This window comes from Bradyrhizobium sp. 170 (assembly GCF_023101085.1).
Classification (GTDB): Bacteria; Pseudomonadota; Alphaproteobacteria; order Rhizobiales; family Xanthobacteraceae; genus Bradyrhizobium.
This window is the reverse complement of the sequence record NZ_CP064703.1, coordinates 556,944-572,463: the sequence shown is the minus strand read 5'-3', so window position 1 is coordinate 572,463 and position 15,520 is coordinate 556,944. Positions and strand designations below refer to the sequence as shown.

The window sequence follows — 15,520 nt, the reverse complement described above, 5'->3', positions numbered from 1 at the left end:
GCGCGCGTGCTCGCGTCGGTTGCACACCGCTGCCATTAACCACCAAGCAAGTTCCATGCGAACGGCCGCTGCAACACACCCTTTAATTGTGTTACCAGTTCGTTAATCGAATGGAGAGGAATGTAATCATGCTCGATCGGCGTCAACTGCCTCGAAACCGCGTCTACTACGGCGGCTTGGTCGCGTTCAACGGCCGCAACTCGACGATCGACTGCATCGTGCGCAACTTCAGCCTGTTTGGCGCGAAGATCGAATTTGAAAACGTAGTCATCGTCCCCGACGAAATAGATTTCGAGATCGAGCGCAAGGCCATCTCGTGTACGGCGCGCCTGGTTTGGCGCAGTCGGGATGCGGCGGGCCTGGTGTTCGCCAATTTGCACGAGGACAGCGTCGTTCCGCTGCACTGGGCGCGCAAGCTGCGCGCCAGTGAACGCGCCAACAGGCGGCTCAAGTCGCGCATCGATCAGCTCCTCTCCGAATACTGAGTGCGGTTATGTCAGGTCAGACCGCATGAGTACGGTTGAAGGCGAAGACGCCCTCCTCCTTGCCGCGGCCAAACCGCCGAAAGTCCGGCGGCGCCGGCTGCGTTCGATATTGCTGGCGTTGATGGCGCAGTACGCGATCGTCGCGATGCTCGTCGGCCTGTCGGTCGCCGGCATCCTTCGCTATGTCGTGACCCCGCAGATCGTCGCCAAGTTCGAGGCAATCGAAGCCGCGCTCAAGCGCTTGCCCGCGCCATAACGCAGCCGATCAGATATCGGCGATGCGGCGGACTTCCTAGTGGAACACGAGATAGCGTTTTGGCGCGATCAGATGCGGCGTGTTTTCGCGCCACCACGCGGCAGCCTCGGGATGCGCGTGAGCGAGAATGTCGACGGCGGGAAGCGCTTCGACCGCATATCCCGCGATCAGTTCGGCGCGGCAGCGGAACACCGCCAGCCATTGCGCCAGCATCGAGCGCGGCAGCGACAGCACGCCCATGGTGATAAATTTCCGGCGTCCCGAATAGCGGGCCACCGGCAGGTCGAGGCCGACCCATTTCTCGCGTACCCATAGCGGGGCTTCGCCGGGAGGGACGGCGACGATGCGGATGATCCAATCGGGCTTGTTCACGTCTTCTCCTGCGGCATCTGCATCGACTTCGTGCACGCCACGGCCGACCGCGTTCATGGGCGCCTGAAAAATTATTTCGCGGCGCCATCATTACCGGTTCCCGCGGACCGGACTTTCGCGATACTGATCGCGTATGAAGCTGCTTTTTCTCCATGGTTCGCCCGCGGTCGGCAAGCTGACGGTCGCAAAGGCGCTGCTCCGGATCGTGCCGGGGCGACTGATGGACAATCACGCCGCCATCGATCTGGCGCTCACGATCTTCGATTTTGGTGCGCCCGGCTTCTGGGAGCTTGTCCATGACGTCAGATGCTCGGCCTTCAATGCTGCCGCCGAACATCGCGTGCCGCTGCTGGTCACCACCTTCTGCTACGCCGAACCGGAGGACCGTGTGCAATTCGGGCAATTCGAGGTGATCGTGCAGCGTCGCGGCGCAAAATTGCTTCCGGTCTTCCTGCACTGTTCGCGCGAAGAAGCATTGCGAAGGGTCGGCAATCCCGACCGGGTGGCGCGGCGCAAGATAATCTCAGGGGAACATTTGATCCGGGATCTCGACCGCTACGACCTCACCACCGTGCCACGGCCCGATTGTCTCAAGCTGGATACCGGGGTGAATCCGGCGGAAGTGACCGCGCGGAAGATCGTCGAACATTTCGGGCTTAACATTCCGGCATGACAGGCCGTCGTCCACGGCGAAGACATGAAAATCGAGATCGCATCCAGATCAGACATCCCAACGATGATGCGCATCGAGCGCGGCGAGGGCTATGCGCGCCTCGTCGGCCGGTGGGACGTCGAGCAGCACGCCGCGGCGATCGAAAGTCCGTCCTGCAGATATTATCTGGCGCGCGAGGAAGACGACATTGCAGGATTTGCGATCCTGCAGAATGTCGGAAGCGAGAATCAATGCCTGCGGCTCCGCCGTATCGCCGTGCAGGATGCCGGGCGCGGCACCGGATCGCGCCTCCTGCAGTCACTCCTGAAAATCTGCTTCGACGATCTGGGCGCGCATCGCGTCGAACTGTTCGTATTCGAAGACAACGAACGGGCCCATCGCGCCTATTTGAAGAACGGATTCGTCGAGGAAGGCATCGTCCGCGACATCCACCGGGACGCTGAAGGTGCCTTTCGATCCATGCGCCTGATGTCCCTACTCAGACCGGAGTGGAAGCGTCCGGCGTAGCGGATCGGCTCCGGTTCTTGACGTCATCCACGCCATCTTCACGCGGCGCCGGCAATCACGCCTTGCGCGCGCGTCGGATCTCTCGCCGCCCGCCGATGCCGCGCGGGGCCTTGGAGGAGACCGCGCGCGGCCCGGCAGACACTCTCCGTTTGCGCGCTCTGAAGGTGACGGATACCTCGATATCTTCGTCGAGCTTACCGAGAATCGCGATCATTCGGTCGAGCGTGAAGCGACCGAGCTGGGTATTGCGGATGCGGGAAAACTCCGAATAGGGGACGCCCGTCAGTTTTTCCGCGTCTCGCATCGAGAGCTTGCGTTCGTCGATAATACGGATGATCTTCGCGGCAGTAACCGCCCTAGCCTGCTCGAGACCGGCGTTGGGTCTTCCAAAATCGCGATACACGTTGCCGCTGCCGCGCACCAGTTCCAGATCGTCTTTTTTCATTTCAGCGCCTCCTTCAGGCGTTTTAGCCGATCGTGAATAAGGTCAACCTCCATCCGCGGAGTCTTGATTCCAGATTTCGACTTTTTCTGGAAGGCGTGAAGCACCCAGATATCGGCGTCAATCTTGACAGCATAGAGTACACGAAAAGCATCGCCGCGATATCGCGCGGCAATTTCGAAGACACCGCCGTCGATGCCATGGAACGGCTATGCCTTCTCCGATTTTCTGCCCTCAGCGGCAACGGTGAGCGCGTCGAGCATGTCACTCTGGACGTCCTTCGGGAATTCCTCGAAGTCCCTGCGCGCAGCCTTGATCCAGGAGATTTTCCTCGTATCTCGCATTCCGCATAATGTTAGCAAATTTGCTAACACCTCGCAAGGTGCGAGCGAAGCGACCTCAAGGATGTGCGGCCCGTGATCGTCGCCCTTCGAAGGCCCTGCTGCGCACGGCCACCCCATGGAGACGGATCACCTCATTCAAGCTTGCTTCACGATGCATTAGGCGGATTTCTGCCTTGCACTATCCGAGCTTCGCAAAAGCGGCGGCATGTTCAATGATGCCCGCATCTGTCGGAAGTTCGTTTCCTCCAAGCGGCAGCGCCATCAGATGCGATCCGGCATAGGGCGAGACAAAACCGCTCGCCTTGTCGACATCGAATCCAAAACGCTGATAGAAGGCGGGATCGCCGAGGACGAAAATTCCGAGCCAGCCGGCGGCTTCGCCGCGCGCGATTCCCTGGCGGGTCAGCCGGCTGCCAAAACCCGTCCGCTGGTATTCATGCAGTACCGCGACAGGACCGAGCGCCAGCGCAGGAAACGGCGCTTTCATCCTTGAGAACAGGACATGGCCAACGACCGTGTTGTCATCAACGGCGACCAGCGAGAAAACTGAGTCGCCTGCAGCACGCAGATCATCGACCAATCGGGCTTCGGCCGACCGGCCAAACGCTACTTCTTCAACAATGCGGATGGCCGCAACGTCGCCGGGCGCTTCAGGTCGGATAATCATCCCGTTACACCAGCATCGACTTGACCGAGGCGGCCGCCTCGCGCAATCGCGGCAGGAAGCGTTCGACCATCTCGGCTGACGACACGCGGTCGACATGCGCGCCCATATTGATGGCGGCGACGATTCCGCCGTCATAGCGGCGGACCGGCACCGAGATGGAGCGGAATCCCGGCTCGGCTTCGCGATCGACCAGCGAATAGCCCTGGGCGCGATCCGCGATAACAGTCTTTTGCAGCAGCTTCTTGTCGGTGACGGTGAACGGCGTCAGCGGCGCGAGGTCCATTTTGTCGAGCGCCGCGGCCAGTTCGTCGTCGGGCAGCCGCGACAGCAGCACGCGGCCGACCGAGGTGCAGAAGGCCGGCAGGCGGTAGCCGATATCGATGCCTGCGGAAAATATCCGCGTCGGGCTGGCGCGGGCGATAAAGACGACGTCGTTGCCGTCGAGGATCGCCATCGACGAAATTTCCTGCGCCTCGCCTGAGAGCTTATCGAGTGCAGGCTGCAGCACCGAGACAACATGGTTGGAAGCGAGATAGCTTGAAGCCAGCACCAGCACGCGCGGCATCAGCCGGAACAGCTTGCCGTCGGTGGCGACGAAGCCGGCGCGTTCGAGCGTGAAGAGAATCCGCCGCGCGGTCGCGCGCGGCAGGTCGGCGGCCTTGGCGAGGTCGCTCAACGTCATGGGCTGCCGGCTCCCGCCGAACACCTCCAGCACGCGCAGGCCGCGATCGAGGCTTTCGATGAAATCGGTCGCGCCGCGGTTGTCTGCGTCCCCCACGCGCTTAAGCTTCGGCATCGCTGCCTCCATAATCCGCTTGCCTAACGCCAAGTCTACGTTAAAATCGCACAGAAGTTCAATAGTCGAACAAATCTGATACGCGGAGATCCTCGCCATGATGAGCCAGGAAGCGAACGACCTGATTACCCGCACCGGGCGCAAGGACCCCTGCGGCAAGCTGATGCGGATGTACTGGCAGCCGGCGGCGCTGGTGGATGAGTTGCAGGGACCGCGGCCGGTCAGGGCCATCAAACTGCTCGGCGAGAACCTCGTTCTGTTTCGCGACGAGGAAGGCCGCTACGGCCTGATCGATCGTCACTGCGCCCATCGCGGCGCCGACCTCGCATTCGGCCGGCTTGAGAACGGCGGGCTGCGTTGCGCCTTCCATGGCTGGCTGTTCGATTTATCAGGCCAATGTCTGGAAACGCCCGCCGAGCCGAAGGACTCCAAGCTGTGTCAGGGCATCAAGCAGCGCTCGTATCCCGTGGTCGAAAAGAGCGGCATCCTCTGGGCCTATCTGGGCGAAGGTGAACCGCCGGCGTTTCCGGAGATCGACTGTTTCGTCGCGCCGGACAGCCATACCTTTGCGTTCAAGGGCCACATCAATTGCAACTGGCTGCAGGCGCTGGAAGTCGGCATCGATCCGGCGCACGCCTCGTTCCTGCATCGCTTCTTCGAGGACGAAGATACTTCCACTGCCTACGGCAAGCAGTTCCGTGGCGCTTCCGCCGGAAGCGATATGCCGATGACCAAGATTTTGCGCGAATACGACAACCCGATCATCAATGTCGAGCATACCGAATACGGGCTGCGCCTGATCGCGCTGCGTGAGATCGACGAGGAACGCACGCATGTGCGCGTCACCAATCAGCTTTTCCCGCACGGCTTCGTGATTCCGATGAGCCAGGAGATGACGATCACGCAGTGGCATGTGCCTGTTGATGACGAGAACTGCTACTGGTACGCGATCTTCACCAGCTACACGGCGCCGGTCGACAAGAAGAAGATGCGCGACCAGCGGCTCGAATTGTACGAGCTGCCGGATTACAAGTCGCGCAAGAACAAGAGCAACGATTACGGTTTCGATCCGCACGAACAGGCGACCGAGACCTATACCGGCATGGGAGCCGACATCAACGTCCACGACCAGTGGGCGGTAGAATCGATGGGCGCGATCCAGGATCGCACCAACGAGCATCTCGGCACGTCAGACAAGGCGATCGTGCAGTATCGCCGCCTGCTGCGGCAGGAGATCGAAAAGGTTGCCGGCGGCGAGAAACCATTCATGTTCCTGGACGCCGCGCGTGCCCGCAGCATCCAGGGCCCGGCGACGATGGACGGCATCGGGCCGACGCGCGGCTGGGAAATCTACTGGATGGAAGTCGACGTAAAACGCCGCCGCGGCGCGCCGTGGGCGGCGCCGGTGCCGACGGAGATCGCCGGCAAGATCCGGCATTTGTCGGCGGCGGAGTGAGATTTGTGGCACCGTCATTCCGGGATGGTCCGAAGGACCAGACCCGGAATCTCGAGATTCCGGGTTCGATGCTGCGCATCGCCCCGGAATGACGGAAGATGGGGGATTGGCGTTGAGTTTCGTGGAACGTCACGGGCTGTGGTCTGGAGAACAGCAGGAAGCGGCCAGCCGCCTGCGCAAGATCGTCGAGGAGCAGAAGCTCGAAGTCGTCAGGCTATCGTTTCCCGACCAGCACGGTATCTTGCGCGGCAAGACGCTGGTCGCATCCGAAGCGATTGCGTCGCTGGAAAGCGGCTGCTCCATCACCACTACGATGCTGGCCAAGGACACCTCGCACAAAACGGTGTTCCCGGTGTTCACGGCCGGCGGCGGTTTTGGCATGAAGGAGATGGAAGGCGCCGCCGATGTGTTGATGGTAGCTGACCCAACAACGTTTCGCATGCTGCCATGGGCACCGACCACCGGCTGGCTGCTGTGCGACCTCTATTTCAGCGACGGCCGCCCGGTGCCGTTCGCCACGCGGCACCTCTATCGCAAGGTGCTCGATCAACTGGAAAGCCGTGGTTACGATTTCGTCGCGGGGCTCGAAGTCGAATTCCATCTCTTCAAGCTCGACGACGCGCATATGGCCCCTGAAGATGCCGGCCAGCCGGGGCGGCCTCCTTCAGTGAGCCTGCTGTCGCACGGCTATCAATATCTGACCGAGCAGCGCTACGACCAGATGGAGCCGGCGCTGGAAATCATCCGCCGCGACGTGCTGGCGCTCGGCCTGCCCTTGCGGTCGGTCGAGGTCGAGTTCGGCCCGAGCCAGTGCGAATTCACCTTCCAGCCGACCAAAGGGCTGACGCCCGCCGATAACATGGTGCTGTTTCGATCCGCCGTGAAGCAGATCGCCCGCCGCCACGGCTATCACGCTACGTTCATGTGCCGGCCGAAACTGCCGAACGTATTCGCGTCCGGCTGGCACCTGCATCAATCGCTGGTCTCGCGCGCGAACGGCGAGAATGCGTTCATGGCCAGCGACAACGGAGAGGCGCTGAGCGAATTCGGCCGCGCCTATCTCGCAGGCCTGCTGGAGCATGCGCGTGCGTCAACCGTGTTCACGACACCCACCGTCAACGGCTACAAGCGCTACCGTTCCTACTCGCTGGCGCCGGACCGCGCGATCTGGGGCCGCGACAACCGCGGCGTCATGATCCGCGTGCTCGGCGGCCCGAGCGACGCTGCTACGCGGCTGGAAAACCGCATCGGCGAGCCGGCGGCCAATCCCTATCTCTACATGGCCTCGCAGATTCTATCCGGCCTCGACGGCGTCGACCGCAAACTAGATCCGGGACCGTCGGCGGATACGCCATATGAGACCAAGGCCGCGCTGCTGCCGAAGAGTCTTCGCGAGGCAGTGTTCGCGCTGCAGGACGATCCGTTTTTCCGGCAGGCGCTGGGGGCGGAGTTCGTGGACTACTACGTCCACATCAAGAACGCAGAGATCGAGCGGTTTCAGGCCGAGGTCTCGGACTGGGAGCACCGCGAATATTTCGAGATGTTTTGAGCGGGTACGAAGCTTCTCCCCGTCATTGCGAGGAGCGAAGCGACGAAGCAATCCATCTCTCCCCGTGAGGATAGATGGATTGCTTCGCTGCGCTCGCAATGACGTGGTGAGGTTTCCCGCGCCCTCGCCACTCGTCATGCCCGGGGCTTGACCCGGGCATCCACGCTCTTGGCGTGGTGACGAAATTCTATCGGCCTTTCGATTGATGGAGCAATTCAAGGAGGCCCAACTCGTCGGAGCCGGAACCCTCCCACTCCGTATAAGCCAATATCAATTCCTCGGTTTCGGCTCGAATCCCGTGCTTGTTAATGATCTCAATGACGGCCCCGCCCATGTGGACTTCATGCCCGGGATCCCACAAACGCAATAGTCGTGTATAATAAGGCACGAATTCAACGTCGAAAAGCGCCATATGAGTTGCCAGCGGCTCGCCAAATTGAGTTTCATCATGCTCCCAGAGACTAGCCGTTGAGCGGGAATGGGTTTCTGCCAATTTTAATGTCTTCTCAAGACGCACGATCCAATCCTTCACGCGCTGACGCAAATGTGGAACGGCGCTGGCTTTCGTCCAAAACGGTGGACAAAAAACTTCCCAGGGACTGCGAGGACCTAAACCATACTCTCCCGGTTCGTAAGGAACGCCCTCGCCTGGACCTGAGGGCACACCTTCTGCCTCGATGTTTATAAGAAAAAAGAATATTGGCGACGACTTGTTGAGGTCGTCGTCGAGGTTTTCCTCAATTTTGCCCAGCGCCGTATCGAGATCGCCAAAAGTATTTTCGATTTCTCTATCAGACGATAGATCTTTGCAAAAAACATGCACGACCAATTGACAGGCGCTTTCATCGTACTCGACTCGGACTGTCATTATTTCTCCCCAAGTCTCGGTCAAAACTTGTCCGGCCATGACGACGGTCTATCAACGTCATTGCGAGCCAACGGGTTGCAATGACGGCTGAGAGAGCGCGGCCTAAATCCCCAAATACTTGTGCTGCAGATCCGGCTCCGCAATCAACTGCTCGCTCGTCCCGCTCCACACCGTGCGCCCGCGCTCGATGATGTAGTGGCGGTCGGCGATGCGGGAGAGGTTGGCGACGTTCTTGTCGATCACCAGCACCGACTGCCCGCGGCCTTTCAGCATCGACAGGCAGTTCCAGATTTCTTCGCGGATCAGGGGCGCGAGGCCTTCGGTGGCCTCGTCGAGGATCAGAAGCTTCGGATTGGTCATCAGCGCGCGGCCGATCGCCAGCATCTGCTGCTCGCCGCCGGACAGGGTCACGCCCATGTTGCTGCTGCGCTCGGCGAGCCGCGGAAACAGCGCGTGGATTTTGTCGATGGTCCAGGGATCGGGATTGCCCTGACGGTTGCCCGAGGCCGCGACCAGATTTTCGTACACCGTCAGATTCGGAAAAATCTGACGGCCTTCCGGCACCAGGCCGATGCCGAGCTTTGCGATTCTGTACGACGGCAGGCTGCGAACCTTCTCGCCCGCGAAGCGGATGGTGCCTGATCGGGCCGGCGTCATGCCCATGATGGAACGGATGGTCGTGGTCTTGCCCATGCCGTTGCGGCCCATCAGGGCGACCATCTCGCCGGATTGAACCTTCAGCGACAGGCCGAACAGCACCTGGCTGAGGCCGTAGCAGGTCTCGATGCCATCGATTTCCAGCAAGGTTTCAGCCATGACCGACCACCACATGCTGGTCGCCGAGATAGGCGCGCTTCACTTCCTCATTGCTTCTGATCGCATCGGGATCGCCTGAGGCGATCACGCGGCCATAGACCAGCACCGTGATGCGGTCGGCGAGCGCGAACACCGCTTCCATATCGTGTTCGACCAGCACGATCGTCACTTCCTTCCGCAATTCCTTCAGCAACGCCACCATGCGCGCGGATTCGGTGACGCCGAGGCCGGCCATCGGCTCGTCGAGCAGCAGCAGTTGCGGTTTGGTGGCGAGCGCCACTGCCAGCTCCAGCTCGCGCTGTTCGCCGTGGCTCAATTCGGACACCGGCACATCGGCGCGTTTCGCAAGCCCTACCCGCGTTAGCGCCGCCTGCGCCGCGTCGCGGAGATGCCTCTCCTTGCGCGCGTTGCCCCAGAATCGGAACGAGTGCCCGTCATGCGCCTGGGCTGCGAGCGCAACATTGTCGGCGGCCGTGAAATCCGGCAGCAGCGAGGTGATCTGGAACGAGCGCGCCAGGCCGAGCCGACTACGTTGATAGGACGGCAGCCGGGTGACGTCGCGGCCGGCAAAATGAACCGTGCCGGAATTCGGCATCAACTGCCCGGTCAACTGGCTGATCAGCGTGGTCTTGCCGGCGCCGTTGGGACCGATGATGGCGTGGAGTTCGCCCGGCACGACGTCAAGCGACAGATTGTCGGTGGCGAGGATGCCGCCGAAGCGGCGGACCAGGTTTTCGACGCGAAGCAAGGGATCAGCCAAAGAATCAGCCACGGCTAAACCTCCCGAGCACGCCCATGATGCCGCCGCGCGCGAACAGCACGATCAGCAGCAACAGCGGGCCCATGATCAACGCCCAGTATTCGGTGAATTGCGACAGGACTTCTTCCAGCAGGAGGAACACGATGGTGCCCAGGACGGGACCGAACAGCGAGCCCATGCCGCCGAAGACCACCATCACCATGAGTTCGCCGGAGCGGGTCCAATACATCCCGGCCGGGCTGATGAAGTCGGTATTGTTGGCCAGAAGTGCGCCGGCGAGGCCGCAGATCGTGCCTGAGATGACGAAGCAAACCAGCCGGTAGCGGTTGGCATGAAAGCCGATCGCCTGCATGCGCTGCTCGTTGGAACGAACGCCCTGCACCACCATGCCGAAGCGCGAATTGATGATGCGCCAGATCAGATAGACGCCGCCGAACAGGCAGCCGAGGCAGAGGTAATAGAACTGCACGCGGTTCGACAGGTCGATCAGGCCGCCGAAAGTGCTGCGCTTGTAGATGGTGAGGCCGTCGTCGCCGCCATAGCGCGAAAGACCCGAGGCGATGTAATAGGCCATCTGCGCGAAGGCGAGCGTGATCATGATGAAATAGACGCCGCGGGTGCGCAAGGACAGCGCGCCGATCACGAGCGCATAAAGCGCCGACAGCGCCAGCGCGACCGGCCACTGGATGAAGCCGGAGCCGATGCCTTCATGGGCGAGGATGCCCACCGCATAACCGCCGATGCCAAGATAGGCGGCGTGGCCAAAGCTCATCATGCCGCCATAGCCCATGATGAGGTTGAGGCTGGCGGCGGCGAGCGCGAAGATGACGATGCGGGTGAACAGCGTCAGGATGAAGATGTTGCCGGTCAGCGCGGAATAGACCGGCAGCAGCGTGAGGCCAAGCACGACGAGCGCCACGACGACGTTGCGGACGTTGATGTGAGATTTCATCGCTTGGCGGCCGGAAACAGCCCCTCCGGCCGCACCACCAGGACGATGGCCATCAGCAGATAGATCAGCATCGAGGACAATGCGGGCGCCGCGGTGGAGGCTGCAGCAGAACTCAGCACCATGCGCAGCAGATCCGGCAGGAAGGCGCGGCCGAGCGTATCGATCATGCCGACGAAGATCGCGGCCAGGAAGGCGCCGCGGATCGAGCCGATGCCGCCAATCACGATGATGACGAAGGCAAGAATCAGGATGTTCTCGCCCATGCCGATCTGCACCGTGAGGATTGGCGCCTGCATCAGCCCGGCAAGGCCGGCGAGCGCGGCGCCAAGCCCGAACACCAGCGTGAACAACAGTTTGATGTTGATGCCGAGCGCGCCGATCATTTCGCGGTTCGAGGCGCCGGCGCGGATCAGCATGCCGATGCGGGTCCGCATGACCACGACATAAAGCAGGGCTGCGACCGCCAGCGCGACCACGATGATCGACAGCCGGTAGGCCGGATAGAACACGCCGGGGACGATCTGCACCGGCACGGTCAGCCAGGCCGGCAGCGGCAGCGACAGGCCGGCCGGTCCCCAGATCAGCCGCACCGCATCGTTGAAGAAAAGAATCAGCCCGAAGGTCGCCAGCACCTGATCGAGGTGGTCGCGGCCGTAGAGATGCCGGAGCGCGATGAATTCGAGCGCGATGCCGAGCAGCAACGTGGCGCCGAGCGCGAGCAAGATGCCGAGCACAAAACTGTTCGTCCACGCCACGAAGGTGGCCGCGAAGTACGCGCCCATCATGTAGAGCGAGCCGTGCGCCAGATTGACGAAATCCATGATGCCGAACACCAGCGTCAAGCCGGCTGCCAGCAAGAACAGCAGGAGGCCGAACTGCAGGCCGTTCAGCGATTGTTCTACGAGGACGAGCATGAATCCCTATACTCAAGACCTAACAAAACAGCGGCAGCACATCTGCGCCGCCGCCATTTTTCTTGTTGGGCGGATGATCTGTCGCAAACCGCCCCCGGGTCAAGCCCGAGGGCGTATCCGCGAGATCATGCACCGGCCATGCCAACCATCACTTCTTCATCGGACATTTGTCGGCGAAGCGGTCCTGGTCGTCCTTGACGATGGTGGCCACCGTCTTGAGGGCGAGCTGACCGTCGGCGTCCTTGACCACGTCCTGCAGGTAGAAATTCTGGATCGGGATGTGGTTGTTGCCGTACTTGAACGGACCGCGCACCGATTTGAAGTTGGCCTTCTCCATCTCGGCCTTCATCTCGTCCTTCTTCGAGGTATCGCCCTTTACGGCGATAACCGCGCTGTTGATCAGGTTCGCGGCATCATAGGACTGCGCGCCGTAGAAGGTCGGACGCAGGCCGGTGTACTTCTTGCGATAGTCCTCCACGAACTTCTTGTTCTCGGCATTCGGCAAGTCGTTGACCCACTGCTGGGCGCCGGGAACGCCGAGCGCATTTTCCTTCTGCAAGGGCAGCGACAATTCGTCGATGGTGAAGGCGGTATAGAGCGGGATCTGCGCCTTGATGCCGGCCTGCGCATATTGATTGAGGAACTGGACGCCGGCCGCGCCGGGATAGAACACGAAGATCGATTCGGCCTTGGAATTCTTGGCCTTGGTGAGTTCGGCGGAGAAGTCGAGCTGGCTCGGCCACACCGTATATTCCTCGCCGACGACCTGGCCCTTGAACGTGCTCTTCACGCCGGCCAGCATGTCCTTGCCCGCCGCATAGTTCGGGCCGATCAGGAACACCGACTTGACGCCCTTCTGGTTCATGTAGGTGCCGACCGCCTGCGGGGTCTGATCGTTCTGCCAGGAGGTCGAGAACACGTAAGGCGAACAGAGTTCGCCGGCGAGCTGCGAGGGCCCGGCATTGGCCGAGATCAGGAAGGTTTTTGAATCGACCGCGGTCTTGAGCGAGGCCAGTAGCACGTTCGACCAGATATAGCCGGCGATGAAATCGACCTTGTCGGACTGGATCAGCTTTTCGGTCTTCTGCTTGCCCACATCAGGCTTCTGGCCGTCGTCCTCATAAATCACTTCGACCGGCTTGCCGCCCATCTTGCGGCCGAGATGGTCCAGCGCCAGCTCGAACGAGTTGCGCATGTCGTTGCCGATTACAGCGGTCGGGCCACTGAAGGTCGAGACAAAGCCGATTTTGATAGTGTCGCCTGCGGATGCGGGCTGTGCCAGCGCCAGAATCGCCGCGCCCGCCAGCCAGAATGCCTTTTTCATAATCACTCCCCTCCTCGTTATCGTACCAGACCCGGTCGACCGGGCGACCGGGCTTGTCCCGCACGCCTCATTATCAGGTGAGGTATTTTGTGCGCGAAATCGTCGGTCTGCGGCAAGCATGAACCGCTGGCCCCGCTTTGGACCTTCGGCTCATACCCCAATGGCCTGCACCATAATTCGTAGATGGCGGGGATGGCAAGAACTATAGTGCCGGTTGCCAAGGCAACAATTGTCGCACCCGCCCGGCAATCCATTCGGATTTTAGGGATTCCCTAAAACGGTGGGAAACCGACCTCCGCTTGTACCCTGCGCGGTTCACAGCTCGGAAAGCTATCTGTGGCCAAGTGCACCCGAAAAGGGGTGGGTGCGATGCTGGGTTTCCTGTTCGGCTTCAATGCGCGTCTCGGCCGATTGCATTTTTTCCTCGCCACGATAGCGGTCGCGGTCCTGATGACAGCGATCTGCTTCGCCATCGCCGGACATGCGTTCCAAAACGCCTCGAAGGGAATGATCCCAAGCCTGAGCTCGTGGCAGGCCATCGCCGCCGCGATCCTGTTCATCTGGCTGAGCTTTACGCTGCAGTCGATGCGGATCAGGGATATCGGATGGGATCCGGTTTGCGTGATTCCGGGATGGATCGCGGTTACGATCATCGATGGGCTCCTTGCCGGCAAGATCCCGGCTATTTCGCTCGGAGCTGGGCAGCACGGAACGATCGTCGGCGCGCTCGTCAACCTCGCGCTCTTTCTCGCCTTGCTGTTTTGGCCGAGCAGCGGGCAGGACAATTCAGCGCCGACATCAGGCGACCCGTTTCGGATGCCCGATCTGCCGTCGCGCAGTCCTGCCGCGACCGCGTCACGTGTTGCGCGGGTTGCCAATGGCGAATTCGGCCGCCGCGCGGTTTAGGCACGTTGCCACTCAGACCAGATATTCCGCGCCATCGATGACATAAGGCGCGTGGCGGAAATCCCGGATGGTTGCGACCTTGCCGGACGACCAGCCCAGCAGCACGAAATATTTCGGGCCCTTATCAGGTTCGTTCGGATCGAACACCAGGATGGCGGGATGTCCCTCCACCAGGCCCGGGACCAGGCGCCAGTCGCTGACCTTCGAATAGTTGCCGAAATAGCTGAAAACTTCGGCCTTGCCACGCATGCGGGTCCTGCTGACGAGATCGAGCCGCACGTCGTCCGAAATCATGGCACGGATCGCGTCGAAGTCGCGCGCGTTGAAGTGGGCGACATAGGCGCTGAGGCGCTCGCGATCGGCATCCGATAATCGCTGTTGCGGCGTGTCCTCCGGCTCATCGGCGATTTCCCGCAACTGCGTGCGCCCGCGATGCAGCGCGGCCTTGGCCGCCGGCAGGCTGCACTCCATGACTTCGCAGATTTCCTTGAGCGAACAGCCGAGCACATCCATCAGGATCACGGTTGAGCGCTGCGCCACCGGCAGGCGCATGAAGGTGCGCAACGAGGTGGCGGCGATCTGGCGGCTCTCCACGGCATCGAGCTGGTCGACCATCATGTCCACCTCCGCTAGTCCCCGGAGCGCCTCCTGCCGGTTGCGCCGGCGCAGGAAATCCAGCGCGGTGTTGTGCGCGATCCGGAACAGCCAGCCTTCGGGATTGCCGATTGCGCCGGCGGCGGCCTGCGCCTCCACCGCCTTGATCAGCGCGTCCTGCAGCACGTCCTCGCCGTCGATGACCGAGCCGACCATGCGCGCGCAATAGCGATGCAGCCTTGGCCGCATCGCGACCAGCAGGCGTTCGATGTCGAAGGCGGCGGACGTCTCGGACACCACGCTCATTCTGCCTCCAGCAAGCGGGTTCAGTTCTCTTCCAGCATGCGATAGTTGCCGACGACGGCAGCGCCTTTAGGTAGCGGCGGCTCGACGCAACGCTCCCGAATGCCGTTCTGGAACGCAGCGAACGTCGGCAGCTTCGGCAACGGGCTCGAGCCGTCATCAGCCGCGGTCTCGACGAAGTGGATGAAGATGTCGTCCTCCAGCCGCAGCGACATATAACGCAGGCCCTCCGGCTTCACTGCCTTCAGTTCCGCAAACACCGCCGCGACCAGTTCGGCATTCCTGTCGGCCATATCAGGCTTTGTCCTGTACCTTATCACGGTCCGTCGCATTGGCTTCTCCTCGTTGGCGGCTGCGAAGGCAGCGCGCGTCGATCCCAAGGACGTTTGGAACCAGCCAAAGGATGCGGTGTTGCAGAAAAATATTTTTCCCGTCGTCCCTGCCTGGTGCGCAATTGCGCACGGGCGCAGGGACCCATAACCACAGGACGTTGTTGCTGCGCCGTGCTGCGGCTCCAGCCTTCTCAACAACAAGCT

The 15,520-nt window shown here is 61.4% G+C and carries 20 protein-coding genes; 8 read left to right on the top strand and 12 right to left on the bottom strand.

Annotated features, from left to right (window positions below; all coding sequences use genetic code 11):
- Positions 1-128 precede the first annotated feature (128 nt).
- Entirely contained in the window at positions 129-485 is a 357-nt protein-coding gene (locus tag IVB05_RS02660) for a PilZ domain-containing protein (RefSeq protein WP_247782895.1), read from the top strand.
- 25 nt (positions 486-510) lie between these two features.
- Complete coding sequence (locus tag IVB05_RS02655) at positions 511-741, top strand: hypothetical protein (protein ID WP_247782894.1); 231 nt, start codon at positions 511-513, stop codon at positions 739-741.
- 36 nt (positions 742-777) lie between these two features.
- Here the strand turns inward: IVB05_RS02655 and IVB05_RS02650 are convergent, their stop codons facing one another.
- Complete coding sequence (locus IVB05_RS02650; RefSeq protein ID WP_247782893.1) at positions 778-1,113, bottom strand: hypothetical protein; 336 nt, start codon at positions 1,111-1,113, stop codon at positions 778-780.
- 133 nt (positions 1,114-1,246) lie between these two features.
- Here IVB05_RS02650 and IVB05_RS02645 point away from each other — a divergent pair, with 133 nt between their 5' ends.
- Both IVB05_RS02645 and IVB05_RS02640 read left to right on the top strand, forming a co-directional pair.
- Positions 1,247-1,786 (top strand): AAA family ATPase, encoded by a 540-nt coding sequence (locus tag IVB05_RS02645; RefSeq protein ID WP_247782892.1) that lies wholly within the window; start codon positions 1,247-1,249, stop codon positions 1,784-1,786.
- Positions 1,787-1,810: 24 nt separating this feature from the next.
- The gene (locus IVB05_RS02640; RefSeq protein ID WP_247782891.1) at positions 1,811-2,293 is read left to right on the top strand and encodes a GNAT family protein; all 483 of its coding nucleotides are present in this window, start codon (positions 1,811-1,813) and stop codon (positions 2,291-2,293) included.
- A 55-nt stretch (positions 2,294-2,348) separates the two neighbouring features.
- On the opposite strand, the gene IVB05_RS02635 is transcribed toward IVB05_RS02640, so the two are convergent.
- Positions 2,349-2,738, bottom strand: coding sequence for a helix-turn-helix transcriptional regulator (locus tag IVB05_RS02635; protein WP_247782890.1), 390 nt, complete (start codon positions 2,736-2,738; stop codon positions 2,349-2,351).
- Between the two features lie 32 nt (positions 2,739-2,770).
- Here IVB05_RS02635 and IVB05_RS02630 point away from each other — a divergent pair, with 32 nt between their 5' ends.
- Positions 2,771-3,088: a hypothetical protein gene (locus tag IVB05_RS02630; protein ID WP_247782889.1), complete on the top strand. Its 318-nt coding sequence runs from the start codon at positions 2,771-2,773 to the stop codon at positions 3,086-3,088.
- 169 nt (positions 3,089-3,257) lie between these two features.
- Here IVB05_RS02630 and IVB05_RS02625 read toward each other — a convergent pair whose 3' ends face one another.
- A complete protein-coding gene (locus IVB05_RS02625; RefSeq protein ID WP_247782888.1) occupies positions 3,258-3,746 on the bottom strand; it encodes an N-acetyltransferase in 489 nt (162 codons plus the stop codon).
- Between the two features lie 4 nt (positions 3,747-3,750).
- The gene (locus IVB05_RS02620) at positions 3,751-4,542 is read right to left on the bottom strand and encodes an IclR family transcriptional regulator C-terminal domain-containing protein (protein WP_247782887.1); all 792 of its coding nucleotides are present in this window, start codon (positions 4,540-4,542) and stop codon (positions 3,751-3,753) included.
- A gap of 97 nt (positions 4,543-4,639) precedes the next feature.
- Here IVB05_RS02620 and IVB05_RS02615 point away from each other — a divergent pair, with 97 nt between their 5' ends.
- Both IVB05_RS02615 and IVB05_RS02610 read left to right on the top strand, forming a co-directional pair.
- On the top strand, positions 4,640-5,998 hold the full coding sequence (locus IVB05_RS02615; protein ID WP_247782886.1) for an aromatic ring-hydroxylating dioxygenase subunit alpha: 1,359 nt from the start codon (positions 4,640-4,642) through the stop codon (positions 5,996-5,998).
- Between the two features lie 112 nt (positions 5,999-6,110).
- Positions 6,111-7,547 carry a glutamine synthetase family protein gene (locus tag IVB05_RS02610; RefSeq protein WP_247782885.1) on the top strand — a complete coding sequence of 479 codons (1,437 nt, stop codon included), beginning with the start codon at positions 6,111-6,113 and terminating at the stop codon, positions 7,545-7,547.
- A 187-nt stretch (positions 7,548-7,734) separates the two neighbouring features.
- Here the strand turns inward: IVB05_RS02610 and IVB05_RS02605 are convergent, their stop codons facing one another.
- From IVB05_RS02605 to IVB05_RS02580, 6 genes are all read right to left on the bottom strand, one after another.
- Positions 7,735-8,415 carry a hypothetical protein gene (locus IVB05_RS02605; RefSeq protein WP_247782884.1) on the bottom strand — a complete coding sequence of 227 codons (681 nt, stop codon included), beginning with the start codon at positions 8,413-8,415 and terminating at the stop codon, positions 7,735-7,737.
- A gap of 102 nt (positions 8,416-8,517) precedes the next feature.
- The gene (locus IVB05_RS02600) at positions 8,518-9,231 is read right to left on the bottom strand and encodes an ABC transporter ATP-binding protein (RefSeq protein ID WP_247782883.1); all 714 of its coding nucleotides are present in this window, start codon (positions 9,229-9,231) and stop codon (positions 8,518-8,520) included.
- Complete coding sequence (locus IVB05_RS02595; protein WP_247786562.1) at positions 9,224-9,991, bottom strand: ABC transporter ATP-binding protein; 768 nt, start codon at positions 9,989-9,991, stop codon at positions 9,224-9,226. The genes IVB05_RS02600 and IVB05_RS02595 overlap by 8 nt, the downstream gene beginning before the upstream one ends.
- 4 nt (positions 9,992-9,995) lie before the next feature.
- Entirely contained in the window at positions 9,996-10,943 is a 948-nt protein-coding gene (locus IVB05_RS02590; protein WP_247782882.1) for a branched-chain amino acid ABC transporter permease, read from the bottom strand.
- The gene (locus tag IVB05_RS02585) at positions 10,940-11,857 is read right to left on the bottom strand and encodes a branched-chain amino acid ABC transporter permease (protein WP_247782881.1); all 918 of its coding nucleotides are present in this window, start codon (positions 11,855-11,857) and stop codon (positions 10,940-10,942) included. Before IVB05_RS02585 ends, IVB05_RS02590 begins: the two co-directional genes overlap by 4 nt.
- Before the next feature lie 148 nt (positions 11,858-12,005).
- Positions 12,006-13,181, bottom strand: a complete 1,176-nt coding sequence (locus tag IVB05_RS02580) for an ABC transporter substrate-binding protein (RefSeq protein ID WP_247782880.1) — start codon at positions 13,179-13,181, stop codon at positions 12,006-12,008.
- 369 nt (positions 13,182-13,550) lie between these two features.
- On the opposite strand from IVB05_RS02580, the gene IVB05_RS02575 reads away from it, so the two are divergent.
- Positions 13,551-14,087: a DUF805 domain-containing protein gene (locus tag IVB05_RS02575; RefSeq protein WP_247782879.1), complete on the top strand. Its 537-nt coding sequence runs from the start codon at positions 13,551-13,553 to the stop codon at positions 14,085-14,087.
- A gap of 12 nt (positions 14,088-14,099) precedes the next feature.
- Here IVB05_RS02575 and IVB05_RS02570 read toward each other — a convergent pair whose 3' ends face one another.
- Positions 14,100-14,987 carry a sigma-70 family RNA polymerase sigma factor gene (locus IVB05_RS02570; protein ID WP_247782878.1) on the bottom strand — a complete coding sequence of 296 codons (888 nt, stop codon included), beginning with the start codon at positions 14,985-14,987 and terminating at the stop codon, positions 14,100-14,102.
- A gap of 20 nt (positions 14,988-15,007) precedes the next feature.
- Positions 15,008-15,316: a hypothetical protein gene (locus IVB05_RS02565; protein WP_247782877.1), complete on the bottom strand. Its 309-nt coding sequence runs from the start codon at positions 15,314-15,316 to the stop codon at positions 15,008-15,010.
- Between the last annotated feature and the right edge of the window lie 204 nt (positions 15,317-15,520).